At 37.5% G+C, this 19,206-nt stretch carries 13 protein-coding genes and 1 other RNA gene; 12 read left to right on the top strand and 2 right to left on the bottom strand.

From position 1 onward, the window contains the following. Positions 1 to 264: 264 nt before the first annotated feature. The 3 genes from T479_RS07880 to T479_RS07890 all read left to right on the top strand — a co-directional run bounded on the left by T479_RS07880 (position 265) and on the right by T479_RS07890 (position 3,338). Complete coding sequence (locus tag T479_RS07880) at positions 265 to 459, top strand: hypothetical protein (protein ID WP_024363367.1); 195 nt, start codon at positions 265 to 267, stop codon at positions 457 to 459. A gap of 253 nt (positions 460 to 712) precedes the next feature. Next, positions 713 to 1,096, top strand: a complete 384-nt coding sequence (locus T479_RS07885) for a YppE family protein (RefSeq protein ID WP_024363368.1) — start codon at positions 713 to 715, stop codon at positions 1,094 to 1,096. Then, complete coding sequence (locus T479_RS07890; RefSeq protein WP_025219154.1) at positions 1,071 to 3,338, top strand: DEAD/DEAH box helicase; 2,268 nt, start codon at positions 1,071 to 1,073, stop codon at positions 3,336 to 3,338. The genes T479_RS07885 and T479_RS07890 overlap by 26 nt, the downstream gene beginning before the upstream one ends. Positions 3,339 to 3,665: 327 nt before the next feature. Here the strand turns inward: T479_RS07890 and T479_RS07895 are convergent, their stop codons facing one another. Next, the gene (locus T479_RS07895; RefSeq protein ID WP_025219155.1) at positions 3,666 to 5,354 is read right to left on the bottom strand and encodes a methyl-accepting chemotaxis protein; all 1,689 of its coding nucleotides are present in this window, start codon (positions 5,352 to 5,354) and stop codon (positions 3,666 to 3,668) included. A 449-nt stretch (positions 5,355 to 5,803) separates the two neighbouring features. Continuing rightward, positions 5,804 to 6,166, bottom strand: a complete 363-nt coding sequence (locus tag T479_RS07900) for a winged helix-turn-helix transcriptional regulator (protein ID WP_025219156.1) — start codon at positions 6,164 to 6,166, stop codon at positions 5,804 to 5,806. A gap of 152 nt (positions 6,167 to 6,318) precedes the next feature. Between T479_RS07900 and T479_RS07905 the strand changes: the two genes are divergently transcribed. The 9 genes from T479_RS07905 (at position 6,319) to T479_RS07940 (ending at position 18,949) form a co-directional block, all read left to right on the top strand. Next, positions 6,319 to 7,338 (top strand): zinc-binding alcohol dehydrogenase family protein, encoded by a 1,020-nt coding sequence (locus T479_RS07905; protein ID WP_025219157.1) that lies wholly within the window; start codon positions 6,319 to 6,321, stop codon positions 7,336 to 7,338. 532 nt (positions 7,339 to 7,870) lie between these two features. Continuing rightward, positions 7,871 to 8,473 (top strand): hypothetical protein, encoded by a 603-nt coding sequence (locus T479_RS07910; RefSeq protein WP_025219158.1) that lies wholly within the window; start codon positions 7,871 to 7,873, stop codon positions 8,471 to 8,473. After that, a complete protein-coding gene (locus tag T479_RS07915; RefSeq protein WP_025219159.1) occupies positions 8,470 to 11,178 on the top strand; it encodes an InlB B-repeat-containing protein in 2,709 nt (902 codons plus the stop codon). Before T479_RS07910 ends, T479_RS07915 begins: the two co-directional genes overlap by 4 nt. A gap of 512 nt (positions 11,179 to 11,690) precedes the next feature. Further along, a complete protein-coding gene (locus T479_RS07920; RefSeq protein ID WP_025219160.1) occupies positions 11,691 to 12,938 on the top strand; it encodes a ribonuclease H-like domain-containing protein in 1,248 nt (415 codons plus the stop codon). Positions 12,939 to 13,059: 121 nt separating this feature from the next. Then, complete coding sequence (gene gpsB / locus T479_RS07925) at positions 13,060 to 13,359, top strand: cell division regulator GpsB (protein WP_024363374.1); 300 nt, start codon at positions 13,060 to 13,062, stop codon at positions 13,357 to 13,359. 59 nt (positions 13,360 to 13,418) lie between these two features. Beyond that, positions 13,419 to 13,797: RNase P RNA component class B (rnpB, locus tag T479_RS23135), an RNA gene on the top strand. Positions 13,798 to 14,077: 280 nt separating this feature from the next. Then, a complete protein-coding gene (locus tag T479_RS07930; RefSeq protein ID WP_024363375.1) occupies positions 14,078 to 15,817 on the top strand; it encodes a sensor domain-containing protein in 1,740 nt (579 codons plus the stop codon). Between the two features lie 3 nt (positions 15,818 to 15,820). Next, the gene (locus T479_RS07935) at positions 15,821 to 16,957 is read left to right on the top strand and encodes a THUMP domain-containing class I SAM-dependent RNA methyltransferase (protein ID WP_025219161.1); all 1,137 of its coding nucleotides are present in this window, start codon (positions 15,821 to 15,823) and stop codon (positions 16,955 to 16,957) included. An 84-nt stretch (positions 16,958 to 17,041) separates the two neighbouring features. Continuing rightward, a complete protein-coding gene (locus tag T479_RS07940) occupies positions 17,042 to 18,949 on the top strand; it encodes an ATP-dependent DNA helicase (RefSeq protein WP_025219162.1) in 1,908 nt (635 codons plus the stop codon). The last annotated feature ends 257 nt before the right edge of the window (positions 18,950 to 19,206 follow it).

The raw sequence follows: 19,206 nt of genomic DNA on the forward strand, positions 1-19,206 counted from the left end.
ATTCGCTGTTTAAAGTAGAAAATTCGCCAAGGAAACAACTGCATTCGTCATAGAAATTGTCCTATTAATACTTTCATTTATTGCTAGATTCGTAGAGATAGAGTCTTTTATCAGCCTATTTACGAATGCTGCTCTTAGGTAGTATTTATTAAAAATTTATCGAAATACTTCTTCTTTCAGCTAACTTACGCTTTTTTTGTCACGCATGAAGGTTATTTTATACATGCGAGGAATACATAAGTAAAGATAAAAGGAGGCGTTGTATTGAACAAATTAGGACAATTAGTTGCGCAGTTGGATCTGGTCAATCAATTACTTATCACGAGGGTGTCATTAGAAAATAATGCACATAGCCTGCAATTTTTTATGCAGCTCAAATCTGTTAGCCAGAAAGTAAGCTTAGCAGAAAAGAACTGGCAAGTAAAGAATGCTTGTTCGCCTATTAGTAGTGAAAAATGATAGACTTTGGTACACTAACCTCATACCTATAAAAATGATTCATTAGATGCAATCGTTTAATGCTTTTAGCGCGTGTTAAGAATGACGAAGAGATACTTTCAGATAGTTTGCAGTAGTATGTCGTAAAGAGAAGAGGAAGGCATATGAACCTGAACTTATGTTTTTTCAACATTTGACACAGTGTATTATTGGTTGTGAACGATAATCACACAATCATTAGCTAAAGGTACAATGAAAGAGATGAGGTGCGAAATTGTTATTAATACAGCAAACTTCCATATTAATAGATGAATGTGAAAAATGTGTTGCACGCTTTTGGCAAATGCGCGAGGAGGATCGGACGCCAGATTTTTTTGCAGAAGTCAAGCCGCATGCGGATGTCATTCATCAACTGCTGAAAGAGTGGCAGCAAGAGGCGACTGCTTGGATTCAAAAAAACAGACCGAAATATATGCATATAGGACAAATTGCTTCAGCGGCTGAATCGATGGAGCAATTTGTTGTGCAATCTTTTTATAAAGAAACAAGTAAAAAACGCTTTTTAGATGCAACGCATTCTACTTCCTATACGTTAAATAATTTTTATCGCTTAGTGAAGGAGGCGCAACATCATGTTATCGAAAAAACGGACAATTAATGCATTGTTAAATGAATGGCGCTATGATGACGAATTAAAAGAGCGAATTATTCATTGGCACACTTTAGAAGGCCGCGAAGCGAAGTACGCGCCTTTCCCAGAAAATTTACACCCTGCGCTTGTGAAAGCATTACATGCCCGAGGAATTACACAATTGTATACACATCAACGGGAAGCGTTTGATTTGGCGGCGAGTCACAAATCCTTTACTGCCGTAACACCGACAGCATCAGGGAAATCTTACTGCTATCATTTACCTGTATTACAAAAAATTTTAGAAGACCGCAATGCACGGGCAATTTATCTATTTCCAACGAAAGCGTTAGCACAGGATCAAAAAAATGATTTAAATGACCTGATTGAACAGAGTGGAGAGGACATTTTAAGTTATACGTATGACGGTGATACGGCTCCTGGTATTCGGCAAAAGGTACGGAAAGCAGGGCATATTGTGATGACCAATCCAGATATGCTGCATTCAGGTATACTACCGCATCATACGAAGTGGGTATCGCTCTTTGAAAATTTAAAGTATATCGTTATTGATGAATTACATACATATAAAGGTGTATTTGGTTCACATGTGGCACATGTCATTCGCAGATTGAAACGTATCTGTGAATTTTATGGTAGTAAACCTGTGTTTATTTGTACGTCAGCAACGATAAAAAACCCAAAAGAATTAGCTGAAAATTTAACAAATGATACCCACACTTTAATTGCTGATTCAGGTGCTCCAGTTGGTAAAAAAACATTCCTTTTTTACAACCCTCCAATTATCCATAAAACATTTGGTGTTCGGCGTAGTGCGGTTTTAGAGGTAAGTGATCTTGCCAAAAGACTTTATATAGCTGGCATTCAAACGATTATTTTTGCTAAAAGTCGTGTGCGTGTTGAAATGATTGTTACTTATTTGAAAGAACTGACGCGCAATAAGCTACAAGATGAATCTGTGCGTGGCTATCGAGGAGGCTATTTACCGTCAGAGCGACGTGTTATAGAACGTGGGCTTCGTGATGGTACAATTCAAACCGTAGTTAGTACGAATGCGCTGGAGCTAGGGGTGGATATTGGTCAATTACAGGCATGTATTATGACAGGCTACCCGGGAAATATCGCAAGTGCATGGCAACAAGCGGGCCGAGCTGGTCGACGTCAAGACGAGGCGCTTATTATTTATGTTGCACAGTCTACTGCACTAGACCAATATGTGGTAGATCATCCACTATTTTTACTAGGGAGCGACCCCGAGGAGGCACGTATATATCCTGAAAATATGTTGATTTTAATGGATCATCTTAAATGTGCGGCGTTTGAGTTACCGTTCACAACAAGCGATACGTACGGAGAATATGACATACAAGAACTGCTCGACTATTTAGCAGAAGAAGGTGTTGTTTTTAAAACGAGTGAAAAATGGCATTGGATGAGTGATCGTTTTCCTGCACATGATATAAGCCTCCGTTCAGCATCTCAAGAAAATGTTGTAATTATTGATATGACAGTACCTGCTCGTACAAAAGTCATTGGGGAAATGGATCGCCATAGTGCTATGACATTATTACATGAAGAAGCAATCTATTTGCATCAGGGCATTCAATATCAAGTAGAAAAACTTGATTGGGAAGAAAAAAAAGCTTTTGTGCGAGAAGTAGATGTTGATTATTACACAGACGCGAATTTAGCAGTAGAGATGAAAGTGCTTGAAGAAGATCGAAGTCGCATCTACCAAGGTGGGACTATTAGCTTTGGTGATGTAGGATTAGTCGCACAGGCTACCATCTTTAAGAAAATAAGCTTGAATGATAAACAAGATAATATTGGCTCGGGTCCAATCCATCTACCACCAGATGAAATGCATACAAGCTCGTCATGGTTGTCCTTTAGCAATACACTACAATGGTCTGAGGCAGAATTAACAGAGGCGATGACAGGTGCAGCCTATGCAATGAATGCCTTTATCCCGCTATTCATCCAATGTGACGCCAGTGATGTAGCAGTAGTTCCACAGGTAAAGGCTACACATAATAATTTGCCAACGTTTTTTGTGTACGACAAGTATCCAGGCGGCATTGGTTTAAGTGAAAAAGTGTATGATTTATGGGAAGACTTATTGACCAAGACAATGAATCATGTCGTAAACTGCCCTTGTGAATCGGGCTGCCCATCCTGTATTGGGCCTCAAAATGCTTTAGTAAACATGAAACGGAAAGTTAAAGAGTTACTGCAAATTTTATATTAATATACACAAAAGAAGAGGGGATGGGGTGTATTATTGTTATACCACCAAATTATTTTCTTCGGTGGGATGCTCGTAATTGCCATTATCGTATTCTTCCGCACAATATATTGAAAGAATATGTAAAAAATGCTCCCCAAGTAGATAGATTTTATCTTTAAATACTACTTGGGAAGCTTATCACATTTACTGCAATGAACGGTTGTTTAGGCTTCTTGATAAGCTACACAAAATCCTTATAGCGTAAGAATCAAACAACGTTTTCGTTGTTTCCTTTATTCAGTTCCCCAGCAAATACTTCCTCTGGAGTTTTAAATGAATTAACCTATTTTAAACTTGAAATTTATTGATTTCGTCTTGTAGCGTCATAGCACCTTCACTCATTGATTTCGACACAGAATTAATTTCGTGAATAGTTGCCGTTTCTTCTTCTACTGCGGCGGATATCATTTCAGACTGTACAGTTACCTGCTCAGCAATAGATGATAATTCATTGATCGATGCAGCTACTTCTTCAGTGCTAGCAGAAATTTGTTGTGTAGAGGCAGATACCTCTTCTATATGAGCACTTATCTCTCCAATAGCATTTAGGATATCACCAAATGCAGATTGTGCATCCGCAATGTATGACACGCCTTCATCAACTTTTTGAACAGATACAGATACAGCTTTATCCACTTCTTTTGTATCTTGCTGAATAAGAGATGTTATGTTCACTATTTTGTTAGCAGATTCTTTTGATTCTTCCGCTAGTTTGCGAACCTCTTCAGCCACCACAGCAAACCCTTTTCCATGTTCCCCAGCACGAGCAGCTTCGATAGCAGCATTGAGTGCAAGAAGATTTGTTTGTTCTGAGATGTCTGTTATAACTTTTGTAATATTTTCTATTTCCGCTGATTGGATGGTTAGTTGTTTAATACGATTATTGGTATCATTGGAAGTTTGTTGAATAACAAGCATTTGACTTTCAACTGCTTGTAATATTTCGCCACCATTATTTGCAATCAATTGAGTGTCTGAAGCTTTGGTATTCAATATTTGCGTGGCTTCTGCAATACGTTGTACACCGTTGGCAGTTTCATCGAGAGTCATAGAGCATTCACGAGCATTAGATGAGGCTTGGCTTGCATTTAAGGCCATTTTTTCTACACGTTTAGCTACATCTTTCGAAGAATGAGATACTTCGTCTATACTAGCTGCTAGTTCTTCAGCAGAAGAAGTAGTTAGTTCCACATTTGTCGCCACATTATTTACTAGTTTATGTAAATTGTGTTTCATAAGATTAAATGAATCGGCTAATTTGCGAATTTCATCTTTAGTACTGACGTTTACATCTTCTTGATTTAAATTACCTTCAGCAATCGTTTTGGCAGAAGCCGCTAATTTGTTAACTGGGATCGTAATTGCACGAGTTAACACTAAAGCAATAAAAATAGCTGAAATAATTGAAATCGCAGAAATAACAATAATTAAAATGGAAGCAACTTTTGCAGATTTAGTGGAATTCGCCTGTACTTCTATCATTTTTTTAGTTTGAAAATTGACAATTTCTTTAATAGAGGATTGGATTGCTGAATTTGCTGGGCCTGCATTATTACTTAGAATATGTATAACTTCCTGTAAATTTTCACCGTTATAAATGTTTAAAATTTCTTGTGAAGCTGCGTTAAATTTTGCTTGATTCTCCTTTAGCGTTTGTATTTCTTTTTGTAATTGTTGTTCATTAAAAGTGCTCTCTAGTTCTGTAATTTCATCATTTATTAATTCTTTGTGAGATTCTAATTTCTCTAGTGTTGTTGGATTATCCGGCTCTAGTATATACGATCGAATGTAGTTTCCTTGAGACGAGGATGCATTCAAAATCTTATTCACTAGTATAGTTTTGTATACTCTATCTTCCAGTAAGAATGTATACTGGTTATTCAATTTGTTCATTTGGTAATAGGCTAATGATGAGCTAATGAGTAAAAATAAAATGATAGTTCCAAATCCTGCGTAAAGTTTGTTCCGTATAGACATAAGTTGTTCTCTCCAATTCCTAATAATGTTATAATCCTATCATTTTAATTTTAGAAATAAAGTTATAAAATGTTATTTTTTTGTTAAAAAATAGACAAGGAATAATGAAATGGCATTTTTATATTCTAATAATTTTAAAAATTAAATATATAGTGAATAATAAATTTTATTGAATGAACGATATAACATCACTTTAATTTCAATACTTGCAAGAAAAAAAGTTGGGTAATAGAGGTGAGGGATAAAAAAATTGTTTTTTCTTTTATGTGTAAGAGGAGATAGAAACTGGTGGATTATATAACAAGGTGCACCGTGTGGCTCAAAAATGCAACTGGGGGAGGTTATCACTAACGTAACGGGGGTATTAAAAAGTTATTGCGAATGTAGTTGAATAAAAAACAAAAACCAAGTCATATGTCGTAGACTTGGTTATTTTTATTTATACGCTTTTACTTTAAGATACTATTATTTTTTAAATTGTACTGCTCTCCCCAATCTCTCATTAGTTTAATTATAGGTTCAAGTGTTCGCCCGAACTCAGTTAGTGAATATTCTACTTTAGGCGGTACTTCTTTAAAGATTTCTCTATGAATGATTCCATCCTTCTCTAATTCACGAAGTTGTAACGTTAACATTCTTTGGGTAATATCGGGCATTAAGCGTCTAAATTCATTGAAACGCTTCGTTCCTGACATAAGATGATATAAAATAACACCTTTCCACTTTCCGCCGATTACGCCAAGTGTTGCTTCAACGGGACATCCATAGGCATCTGGACAAGCTGTATAAAGATTTAATTTACTGTCTGACATTTGAATATCTCCTAAGTAATTAGTATAAAAATTGATACTATCAAACAAAAATGTGCGTACTTACATAATAATAATCATTTAGCTTATTATAACAGACGTAAGGGAAATGATTAAAAATAAGTGATAAAGGAGTAATTTTCTTTATGAAAAAAATGAAAGCTGTAGGTTTACAACAATACTTACCTATTGATCATCCAGAGAGTTTATTAGATTTACAAATAGAAAAGCCAAGGGCGAAAGGCCGAGATTTATTAATTCGAGTAAAGGCGGTTTCAGTGAATCCCGTCGATTATAAAGTGAGATCTCCGAAAGACAAGTTTGAAGACATGCCAAAAATTTTAGGATGGGATGTGGCTGGGATTGTCGAAGAAGTAGGGCCATTATGCACACTGTTTAAACCCGGCGATAAGGTATATTATGCGGGAGATATAACACGTCCAGGTTGTAATAGTGAGTTTCATCTTGTTGATGAGAGAATTGTAGGTCATATGCCAAAGACATTAAATTTTGCGGAAGCTGCCGCATTACCATTGACTTCAATTACAGCATATGAGGCATTATTCGATAGAATGAAAATTAGTAGTTTTTCAAAGGATAATAAAAATAAAACCATTTTAATTATTGGTGCGGCTGGGGGAGTGGGCTCTATTGCAATCCAACTGGCTAAATGGGCTGGATTAACTGTTATAGGTACAGCTTCGAGACAAGAGTCACAAAATTGGGCAACAGCATTAGGTGTAGACTATACGATAAATCACTATGAGGACTTTGTTTCACAGTTAAATTTACTTAATATTGAAGCGGTTGACTATATTCTGTGTTTAAATTCCACAAATAATTATTGGACTAATATGGCTGAGGTCATAGCTCCACAAGGAACGATTTGTTCTATTGTGGAAACGGATGAACCACTTAATTTAACTTTATTAAAAAATAAAAGTGTAACGTTTGTTTGGGAGCTCATGTTTACTCGGTCGATGTATCAAACTGAAGATATGATAAACCAACATAAACTTTTAAATAGAATAGCTATTTTAATTGATAGTCATATTTTAAAAACCACAATATCTGAAATTCTCTATCCAATTAATGCAGAAAATTTGAGAAAAGCACACGCAATTCTTGAAAATGGAAAAACCATTGGGAAAGTAGTGGTTGAGGGGTTTGAATGATGGTTATGACTGGCTCCATCCCTTTCTTCGCATTCCGCAGCTCCTTATCAACATGGTCTGTTACTTCCTAATGAGCTTAATCGTACATTGTTTGACTGTTCATACAAATTTGTCAAAGTAGCGCCAATAGGGAGCTTGAATACATCAATATATTATATCGAACAATCTTTTTTCAAATATAAGGACTTCAGACCAATGTTGTTTGAAGTCCTTTTGTGTGTTAGAAAAGACGCATATCAACTGAGGTGTTTGTTTAAATAAGTTAGACTACTTCGAATGAACGCTTTCTACTCTATTCTTACCATATTCTTTTTTCTCATAGGATGAATACTGAATACCTCATGTTGATTACCCGAAGGTAGAATGATTTATTGTGTAGTTTTACAATTTTAACAATTATAAAAAAAATCAAAAAAATAAGTGTGTATCTGAAAAAAATATTTTCTATTAGACCATAAATCAGTATTATTAAAAAGTAGAAAAAAGATAAATATTTAACTGGTTATTTTAGGTTAAAGAGTGGGGGACACGGATGAACAATCAAAAGCAATTTCAGCTATCGGTTGTATTACTTCTAGTAGTTACAATAAGTATCGTTCTATTTTTTGGGGGAAGTGCTAAAGCCGCTACTTCTGATGTTTTGGATCAAGAGCAGACGAGTTATTCTAGTAATATTTGGGTTAATTCTGATTATCCACGCTATCAAACATTTACGCCTTTCTATTCTGGGCAACTAAGCAAGATTGATATTGGCATAATGGATCGTTTTGGTTCACCTGGAGCACTAAAAGTAAGTATTTACAAGGAAGGCGATTTATCGACACCCCTTGGCTCTGCACAATTAGCATCATTCGGCTCGGGTTGGACATCGGTTGATTTTTCAAGCATATTACCATATTTGACGAGGGAAACGATGTATCGAATGGTTGTTTCTACTGAAAACGGTGGCAGTGCTGGTTTTGGGTGGTTTACAAGTAACTATGATGCGTATTCAAGAGGGTACTCATCAGGGTTTGGAATAGATTTCACTTTCAAAACGTATATGATTCCTGATTACGCACTATCCCCAGCAGAGAGTCAAGTGACAATCAATAATACTAGCCTTGTAGCGGATGGGCAAGCCAGACGACTGTGACCATCCAGTTAAAAGATGCACAAGGAAATAACATTACAACGGGTGGGGAGACGGTAACGATTGCGTCATCAGTAGGAACGGTTAGTGCTGTGACGGATCATAACAATGGTAGCTATACGGCTACTCTAACTGCCCCGACGACAATCGGTACTGGTAGCATCAATGCAAGTGTCGGTGGAAGAACGATACCAACAACGGCTAGCGTGCAATTTGTCTCTGGTCCACCATCATTAGCAAAGAGCACCGTTACTGTTAACGATAGTTCGCTGCTCGCGGACGGAACAAGCCAGACGACTGTAACCGTGAAGTTGAAAGATGCGCAAGGAAATGATGTTACAACTGGTGGAGCGACAGTAAGTATATCGTCAACTCTAGGGATAATTGGTACCGTCACAACTCATAACAATGGTACCTATACAGCGACTCTAACCGCTCCTAGCACTGTTGGTACGAGTATACTCAGTGCAACTGTTAATGGCAATGCCATTGCCGCCACGACCAGTGTACAATTCATTCCAAAACCTGCGCAAACGGTGGTCGCTTCGGTGGCATCGAATACGCCAACAGTAGGTTCCGATAATATGATTACGTTATCTGTAAAAAATGCACTGGGAGATATAGATACAACCTTTAATGGCATTAAAAACGTTACGATTTTGGGCTACAACCAAGCACCCAATGGGTCGTTTGGGAATGTAAATGGAGAGCCATTGACTTCATCAAGTCAAGTAGTCGCTATAGACTTCACGAACGGAATAGCTACAGCGAATTTGAAATTGAATGCAGCAACGACACAGTCAATTGAGTTTAGTGTGTTAGGTGTAAACACAGCTAGTAGCAATTCGGTAACGATTACACCAGTTGCGGGAAGTGCGGCTAGCATGAAGGTAACGACAGATCTTAAAGCCCCCACAATAAATGGAGGGTTATTTAGTCAACAACCTGTAGTGACACTTTATGATGCTTATGAAAATGTCAGTGTCAATGATTATACTAAAATTATTACTGTGGCGAAAAAAGACGCAGGCGCATGGACATTAACAGGGACGTTAACAGCGAAAGCAAATGCTGGAATCGTCAGCTTTTCTGATTTAGGATCAGTGAATGCAGCAAATGTTTCTGGCGCACAGTTGTCATTCGACGCAACAGGACTCGGTCAGATAACAAGCTCAGGTGTTACACTTTTGCCAAAACAATTAACGGTCAGCTTTGATGCAACCGGTGGTAGTCCAGTAGGAGACTTAACAATCTCTTATGACGACAAAATCAATGCCCCAACAGCGCCAACGAAAACAGGTTATACATTTGCCGGTTGGTACAAAGATGCAACGTTGACTACCGAGTGGGATTTTGCGACCGAAACAGTGACAGAGGATACAACCCTGTATGGGAAATGGGACGCAAATAGCTATACGATGACGTTTCATACAAATGGTGGTACAGCGGTAGCCCCAATCTTAGCAACATATGGCGAAAAAGCAACAGCGCCAACAGCGCCAACAAAAACAGGTTATACATTTGCCGGTTGGTACAAAGATGCGACGTTAACTAACAAGTGGGATTTTGCGACCGAAACAGTGACAGAGGATACAACCTTGTATGGGAAATGGGACGCAAATAGCTATACGGTGACGTTTCATACAGATGGTGGTACAGCGGTAGCCCCAATCACAGCAACATATGGCGAAAAAGCAACAGCGCCAACAGCGCCAACAAAAACAGGTTATACATTTGCCGGTTGGTACAAAGATGCGACGTTAACTAACAAGTGGGATTTTGCGACTGAAACAGTGACAGAGGATACAACCTTGTATGGTAAGTGGGCAATCAATAGTTATACGGTGACCTTTAACACAAATGGTGGAACTACCGTAGCGCCCGTCACTATAACATATGATAAAAAAATAACGAAACCGGCAGCACCAACAAAGGTAGGTCATACGTTTGCGGGCTGGTATAAGAGCGATACTTTGACAACACAATGGGATTTCCTAATAGATGTGGTGACAAAAGATACAGCGCTATATGCAAAATGGTTTGTAAATAGTTCATCTGGTAGTGATGGTCAATCTTCGACACCAACAACGCCGTCCGTTCCAGAGAATCCAAAAACGCCATCAAATGAACCAAGTAATCCTGTGGAAACGCCACATACTGAGCCATCAAAACCAGAGACGGAGGCGCAAGACATTATTTTCTCTGATGTTCCGAAAACGCATTGGGCTTGGGAGATGATTCAGGATATGACGAGAAAAGGAATTATTACTGGCTATCCCGATAAAACATTTCGTCCGAATGATTATATTAAACGTCAGCATATTGCCATTATGTTTACGCGTGCTTTTGAGCTAGAAGCAATACGTGAGACGGTATCATTTAAGGATGTTTTGCCGAGTCATCCATATTATGAAGCTATTACGAAATTATATCAGGCAGGGATTGTCGATGGTTCAAATGGAGAATTTCATCCAGATGCCTTTCTGACACGTGCACAAATGGCTAAAGTGCTTGTAGAAGCGTTACAGCTAACACCCAATGGTATAAGCCATTTTAAAGATGTGCCACCGACACATTGGAGTTACAACTATATAGCGACCTTACAACAAGAAGGAATTGCATTAGGGGATGATGGCTATTTTAAACCGAATGATCCTCTGACACGTGCACAATTTGTTGCATTGATGTACCGAGCAATGAATCGCTAATCGAAAAAGCACATCTTTTCACTTTTTACATAAGTGAGAAGATGTGCTTTACTAATGATTAAGATTTAATATGATAGTTTTAGAGGACCTGTTTATTGAGGGAAATAGTGGCATAAAAGCGTTTTTAGTTGGAATATTCATTAATTAAACAATTTAAACTTTGTAAATGAAGATATTCATATGCAAACAATCGGTGCATAACAATTCATTAAAATTCATTTTGGTACGTATGATAACATTGGCTTTATTCACCATATCTAAAAGTAACGTGATTATCGTACACCTTTTTTGACTAACAAATTGAGGCAATGATAGGTACAGAATAGCGCGATGAGCCTTTTAGTCGTCTAGATTTGGTATGATATATGTAGCATAAGAGATTCTAGGTAATCGATAAGGTTATTCAGTGGAACATATTGTAATAAGTTTGCTTTGGCAACAGGCTTTCCACCTTAATTGATAGCTTGCTAACAATATTAAAAAATCTTACAGGTAGAAAATGAGTGAAGTCGATGTCTTACGAAAATAAAATACTACAAATGAAAAAAATGCTCGGAAAAAAGGTGCAACAACCAGTTGCCAATGAGCAATCAACGTATCAAAAGCCGGTTATACCAAACTATGTGAATCAGTGGGAGAAAGCTGGTCTTACGCGTATCGATAATGAGTTTGGTATTGTTTTTAAGCGACAAGTACATTATCCTTTCCATTATCAGCACGGTCATTATCCATTACAGTCATTTTTTGACGCGCTAATTAAATGGCAATCCGCTGATTTTGATCATCCTTATGCATTAGATGTGGACGAAAATGTCCTGTTTTTTGATACAGAAACGACAGGATTAAAGGGTGTTGGAACACAAATTTTTCTTCTTGGTTTTTTAGAAGTGACCAAACACGATTTTGTATTAACACAATATGTCTTAGCTGATCCAGCACATGAAGCAGCCTTGCTGTTTGAGTCAAGGCTTTGGCAAAAAACAGCGACAATTATTACGTATAATGGCAAAAGCTTTGACTGGCCACAGCTAGAAACACGTTGGACACTCAACCAAAAAGTTTTACCTAAACTTCGTACCCAGCGCCAAATCGATTTATTGCATAGCTCGAAGCGATTATGGAAAAATGATATGGAGCGGTTGAAACTAAAATCAGTAGAAGAAGAAAAGCTTGGTTTCTCACGCGTTGGGGATATCCCAGGACACTTAGCGCCAATTATTTACTTAGATGCTGTGAAAAGTGGTGTGCCAGATGCACTTATGAAGGTACTTGTTCATAACGAGTGGGATTTGTTGTCGCTCATTACCTTGTATGTTCATTCCACTTACTTATTATTTGAACAATCGAGTGATGAATCAGCCAATACTTACACGAATATTGGGAAATGGTATGCTGATTTAAAGAAACGTCCACAAAGTGTAAACGTTTTAGAAAAGGTAACAGCTCAATTTGATGCGCGTGAAGCGGGAAATGCCCAATTTTATCTTGCTATGCAACTTAAAAAAAATAAGCAGTATAGCGAAGCTGTTGATGCCTTCGTTGCTTCACTCCATTTTATAGAGCCACGAAAAAAGTTGCAGGCACTAGAACAACTAGCCATAATCTATGAGCATCACTTAAAAGATATGAAACAGGCCCTTGTTTATACATTAGAAGGCATACAACTGATTACTTCGACTGAGGATTGGCGAATGGAACAAAAACAAAAATGGGAAATTTCTTGGGAAAAGAGATTGCACAGATTAGGAAATAAGCAATAATTTCCCGGGGAAGCGCAAGAAACGACAAGTTTAGCCTTACAATTAATGTTTGCAGACGATATAATGTTATGAAATATGCTATAATGAATTCGTGTATGTAGTGCGAGGAAGGGCGATGTGTATGGACATTAAATTAACTTCAAAAATGATTCTTGAAAAGGAATTTAAGAAAAATTTTAAAGGCTATAATGTAGAAGAGGTCGATTCTTTTCTTGATGAAATTATTCAAGATTATGAATCGTTTGAAAAAGTAGTTGCTCAATTAAGAGAAGAGAATAGACAACTAAAAGAAGAAATCGAGAATACACCAAAGAGACAACCACAACCAGCCGCATCCGCAGCGGGTACAACCAACTTTGATATTCTAAAACGTCTTTCAAATTTAGAAAAACATGTATTTGGTAGTAAACTTTACGAATAATTTTTATCATTTACATTGTATTTATCATAAAAGTCTAGTATAATCTTCGTATCATCATGAAATTCGAGTAATCGCTGCGGCGCTAGACGTCGTAGAGGAAAGTCCATGCTCACACGGTTCTGCGATGGCCGTAGTGTTCGTGCTTACTGAAAAAATAAGGTAAGGCAGCTTAAAGCTGACGGCGGAAGGAAGACCTAAGTCTATTGGATATGGTCGACACTTCCTGAAAGTGCCACAGTGACGAAGCTTGTTTGGAAACATACAAGGTGGAACGAGGTAAACCCCACGAGTGAGAAACCCAAATTATGGTAGGGGCACTCTCTTGAAGGAATTGAACGGATAGAGGGACAGAGTTCGCTCTGTAGATAGATGATTACTACCCGGTCGTACGAGGCGTAAGCTGTTTGAGTACTCGGGAACAAAACATGGCTTATTGAATTTTTTGATGCTTATCTACGAAATAACAAGCGCTCTCCAATTCGGTGGAGAGCTTTTCTTTTGAACTAATAAAAGAAGTAACTGTTACTTAACGATGTCTAGTCATACGCGATATAGGCCTGAGGTAATATGAATACCATGGATTGTGCCTTTGTCGATACGCTTCGAAGTTATAACATCACCGTTATCGTATGAACGCGACATACATACCTACTAAATGAGTAGGAACGCGCTTTTCTAAAAATAAGGGTAGTATCGATAAATAGGATGGAGCGGAAATATGGGCGGAGTAATTACTAATCTGGATAAGATTAATTCGATTTCTAAATACCCCACTTCCTTACTGAAGAAAATTTTTGAAAATGTATCTGAAGGCATTATGATTACGGATAAACATAAAAAAATAGAGATGGTTAATCCAGCATTTGAATTCGTTACAGGCTATAAACGCGATGAAGTGATAGGAAAAACGCCCGCGGTATTGCAGTCAGGTGTACATGAGTTATCATTCTATTTGACAATGTGGGAAAAGATACGACAAGAAGGAATATGGCAAGGGGAAATTTGGAATCGTCGTAAAACAGGAGATGTGTATCCTGAATGGTTAACAATTGTTAGCATAACGAATGATAGTGGAGAAATTACTAACTATTGTGGCATTTTCTCAGATTTATCTGAAAGAAAAATAGTAGAAAATGAACTAGAAAAACGTTTGTTAACGGATTCATTAACAGATGTATCGAATAGATTTGCTTATATTGAGAGAATGGATAGCTTACTGGAATCGTCTTCTACTATTTCTCATTCAGTACAGCATGCTGTCTATTTCTTGGATTTGGACAGATTTAAACAAATAAATGATACTTTAGGGCATGCGGTGGGAGATACGATTCTGATAGAAGCAGCAAGACGTATTCAAACATTGCTCAAAAACAAAGATATCATTGCAAGATACGGTGGAGATGAATTTATCGTCACATTGACGAATGTAAAAAATGTTCGCGAAGCAGCAAAATTTGCAGAGCAAATTATTGCTATAATGGAACAGCCAATGAACATTAATGGACAAGAAATTTTTGTTTCAACAAGCATTGGCGTAAGTATGTATCCGGCTGATGGCGAAACATCCGAGCAACTTATTACTTGTGCAGATAAGGCGATGACCTATTCCAAAAAGAATGGTCTTAACGGCTATTCGTTTTATTTTGATGAATTACAAACAGACACGCAGCGCGTTCTTTTGTTAGATTCTGAATTGCGTAGAGCGATTGAAAATCGTGAATTTGAGTTGCATTTCCAACCTAAAATTATGTTGGAAAACGAACATATACAAGGACTAGAGGCGCTTGTTCGCTGGAATAATGAGCGACTTGGCTTTGTATCGCCTGCAGAATTTATTCCTTATGCGGAAGAAACGGGCCTTATCATTCCTTTAAGTGAAGTAATTATTGAGAAAGCATGTGAAGCTGCAGCTAAGTTACAACAATTTGGTCGCAAAATACCGATTGCTATCAATATTTCGAGCATTCATTTTAAACAGCAAAACTTTTTAGAGTCCATTCAAACAATATTAGAACGTTATAACACCTCTGCCAATAATTTTGAAATAGAGGTTACAGAACGCACTGTCATGAATAGTGCAACGGAAACGGTAAGCAAGCTTGTCCGTCTAAAGCAGCTTGGCTTTAAAATCTCTATTGATGACTTTGGTACAGGCTATTCATCATTGAGCTATTTAGTTCGATTCCCACTCGACTGTTTAAAAATCGACCGTAGCTTTATTCAACATATTTGCTCGCTCGATGAAAAACAGGCAGTTGTAGATGCTATTATTCAAATGTCGCATCGTCTAAAAATGAAAGTTGTAGCAGAAGGTGTAGAACAAGCGCAACAAGTGGATATACTACGGAAAATGAACTGTGATATTATCCAAGGCTATTATTACAGCAAACCATTACCACTTCCCGAATTGCTGGAGTATATTGAGTATTGGGAAATTGAACATCAAGGAAGGAAATAATGTATGGCAAACTATAAATTAGTCGCAACGGCTGCAATGGGCTTAGAAGCGATTGTAGCACAAGAAGTACAGGCACTCGGTTATACAACGACAGTCGAAAATGGCAAAGTTTATTTTGAGGGTGATGAAACGGCCATTGCTCGTGCCAACTTATGGTTACGTGTAGCAGATCGAGTAAAAATTGTTGTAGGACAATTTCCTGCAAAGTCTTTTGAACAATTGTTTGAAAGTGTAAAGGCATTACCATGGGAAAAATATTTACCGGTGGATGCATCTTTCCCTGTTTCAGGGAAATCAGTAAAATCTAAATTATTTAGTGTGCCAGATTGCCAAGCGATTACCAAAAAAGCAATCGTTGAACGCATGAAACAGCATTACAAACGCCTTGGTTTTTTAGATGAATCAGGGGCAACATACAAAATCGAAGTTTCAATCTTAAAAGATGTGGCTACACTTACTATTGATACTTCTGGCGCTGGCTTACATAAGCGGGGCTACCGACAAGCGCAAGGGGAAGCACCGCTAAAAGAAACATTAGCCGCTGCACTTGTTCAGATTTCTAAATGGAATCCGAACCGTCCGTTTGTCGATCCATTTTGTGGTTCAGGTACAATTGCCCTAGAAGCAGCAATGTATGGACAAAATATTGCACCAGGTTATAATCGAGAATTTATTTCTGAAAGTTGGCCGTGGATGAAAGCGAAAATTTGGGATGCTGTGCGAGATGAAGCGGATAGTATAGCCAACTATGACCAACCACTTGAAATAATTGGATCAGATATTGACCACCGCATGGTAAGTATTGCACAAGAAAATGCGCTAGAAGCAGGATTTGGGGATATTATTACGTTTAAACAAATGCAAGCTCGTGATTTTACAACACAGCTAACAGATGGTGTAATGATTGGGAACCCTCCATATGGAGAGCGTATAGGCGATGTAGAAGTTGTGGAACAAGTCATTCGTGATTTAGGACAAGTCATGAAAAACTACCCAACTTGGTCGGTATACATGCTATCCTCCATGAAAAACTTCGAAGAATTATACGGTCGTCAAACAACGAAAAAACGTAAATTATTCAATGGTTTTATTGAAACGAATTATTATCAATATTGGGGACAAAAGTCCAAGAGAGACTAACTAGAATAACGGAAGATAAGATTTTTTCTTATCTTCCGTTTCGTCGCGTATAATAGGAACAGATTGTATGAGGGGGAACGTCAATTGCGTAAATCTTTACCATTTGCATTAACGAAGGATCGCTCATTTTTCGAGTCATTAGGTGACTGGATGGGCGATGTCCTTTATGATGAATTACCAGAAAAAGGATTTGAATGCCGTGATGAGCAAATTTTCATGGCCTATCAAATTGAACAGGCGCTAAAAGAAAAAAATGTGTTATTTGCTGAAGCTGGAGTAGGAACAGGAAAAACGATTGCTTATTTACTGCCGGCTGTATCCTATGCACGCTATACAGGTAAGCCAGCGCTCATTGCCTGTGCAGATGAAACATTAATCGACCAGCTCGTGAAAGAGGGCGGCGATATTTATAAATTACAAAAAACACTCGGTTTAGAAATTGATGTCCGTTTAGCAAAATCACGTGATCAATATTTATGCTTAAAGCGTTTTGAAGAAGCAGAAAAAGTCGAAACGGATGAGTGGATCGATGATATTGCTTTTTCAATTCCCGATGGTGTATATGCACAAGGTTCAATGATTGCAGTGCAACCATATGGTGATCGCAGTGATTATCCGACGGTTAGTGATGAAGATTGGCATAAAGTAAATTATAATGCAATCATGCAATGTTCAGTATGTGATTTGCGTAATCGCTGTGGTCAAACATTACATCGCGCACATTACCGTAAATCAACGGATTTAATTATTTGTTCGCAAGACTTTTTAATGGAGCATTTAGCAACGAAAGAGTCCCGTGAACGTGAAGGGCAATTAGCGTTACTTCCTGAAGTATCAATGATGGTGCTAGATGAAGGGCATTTATTGGAATATGCGGCGCAAAAGGCAATGACATATAAGGTGCAGGCAACGACGATTGTTCCTCTGTTAGAGCGTTTAATGGTAGATGGGGTACGTGAACGAACTTTGTACGCAATGGAAAAATTGCAAGACGATCACGAACTATTTTTCGATCAGTTACGTGATGATATTGTGGCGTCTGAGGAAGAACGGAAGCGTATTAATAAATCTGCGACACTTTTAAAGTATGGTAAACAATTGATTGCCGATGTAGATGTACTACTAGAAGAATTTGTTTTTGAATCAGAAATGTATATGATTCCAGAGTATGAGTTAAATATGGCAGAGGAATATTTAGAGCAATATCAAGCGTCACTTCGCATTTTTACTGCACAAGGCGATGCTGTTGATTGGTTAGAGGAAACAGATGGTGAAGAAACATTAGTTATTATGCCACGACTGATTACAGAAGTTTTAGAAGAAAAGTTATTCTCAAAAAAGCTTCCAATCGTATTTTCTTCTGCAACATTATCTGTCAATAAGGATTTCTCCTATATTGCTTATAGTCTTGGTATCCATAATTACCAATCTTTCTCAGTTCCATCACCGTTTGATTATGAAGCAGTGATGAGAATTTATTTACATGAGCTATCTCAAAATAATAAAACAGCCCGTGTCCAACAATTGTTACGAGACGGTGAGAAAACATTAATATTATTCAAATCAAAACAAGCGATGTTAAACTTTAAAGCAGAATTACCACTAATGGAGCGAATGTATGTGGCGTTTGAAGGAGATCGTGAACTATCAGCTATTGTTCGTGATTTCCAAGAAGGTACAGTAAAAACACTATGTTCCTACCATTTATGGGAAGGTTTAGATTTGCCAGAAGAGGCGCTAACACGTGTGATAATATATGACTTACCTTTCCCACCACATGATCCATTATTTGACGCGAAACGGACGTTTGCTGAAAATCCGTATGAAGAAGTAGAGTTACCATTTATGCAATTGCGTTTGCAACAAGGAATGGGACGATTAATTCGCACATCGAATGATCATGGCGATATTCATATATTGTTAAATGAGGAAGAAGCGAAACAGCAGAAAACATTTGAAAATATTTTAGCAGTGACACCAGAAATAAAGTAAAAAAAAAGGCAAGTTTACCATTGGCGTAAACTTGCCTTTTTGCTATTTTAAAATAATAATTATTGTGCCGATTTTAGAGATTGTCGAAAAAAGTGTTGAATATTTCTGTTTTAAACTATATAGTTCTTTGTAATGCAATGAATTTTATTAAATATAAAAATTTTTCTTCTTGAAAATAATTTTGCAAAAGGTTTATAATGATGACAAGAAATTTAAAGGAATAGTCACAATCACTGTTGAGTATTCTATGATAGGGG

It is taken from the genome of Lysinibacillus sphaericus, from assembly GCF_000600105.1.
Taxonomy (GTDB): Bacteria; Bacillota; Bacilli; order Bacillales_A; family Planococcaceae; genus Lysinibacillus; species Lysinibacillus sphaericus.

Excerpts from the sequence above, each read along its gene's own strand:
- T479_RS07890 (WP_025219154.1), top strand. The coding sequence starts at position 1,071 with ATGTTATCGAAAAAACGGACAATTAATGCATTGTTAAATGAATGGCGC.
- T479_RS07895 (WP_025219155.1), bottom strand. The coding sequence starts at position 5,354 with ATGTCTATACGGAACAAACTTTACGCAGGATTTGGAACTATCATTTTA.
- T479_RS07900 (WP_025219156.1), bottom strand. The coding sequence starts at position 6,166 with ATGTCAGACAGTAAATTAAATCTTTATACAGCTTGTCCAGATGCCTAT.
- T479_RS07905 (WP_025219157.1), top strand. The coding sequence starts at position 6,319 with ATGAAAGCTGTAGGTTTACAACAATACTTACCTATTGATCATCCAGAG.
- T479_RS07910 (WP_025219158.1), top strand. The coding sequence starts at position 7,871 with ATGAACAATCAAAAGCAATTTCAGCTATCGGTTGTATTACTTCTAGTA.
- T479_RS07920 (WP_025219160.1), top strand. The coding sequence starts at position 11,691 with ATGTCTTACGAAAATAAAATACTACAAATGAAAAAAATGCTCGGAAAA.
- gpsB (WP_024363374.1), top strand. The coding sequence starts at position 13,060 with ATGGACATTAAATTAACTTCAAAAATGATTCTTGAAAAGGAATTTAAG.
- T479_RS07930 (WP_024363375.1), top strand. The coding sequence starts at position 14,078 with ATGGGCGGAGTAATTACTAATCTGGATAAGATTAATTCGATTTCTAAA.
- T479_RS07935 (WP_025219161.1), top strand. The coding sequence starts at position 15,821 with ATGGCAAACTATAAATTAGTCGCAACGGCTGCAATGGGCTTAGAAGCG.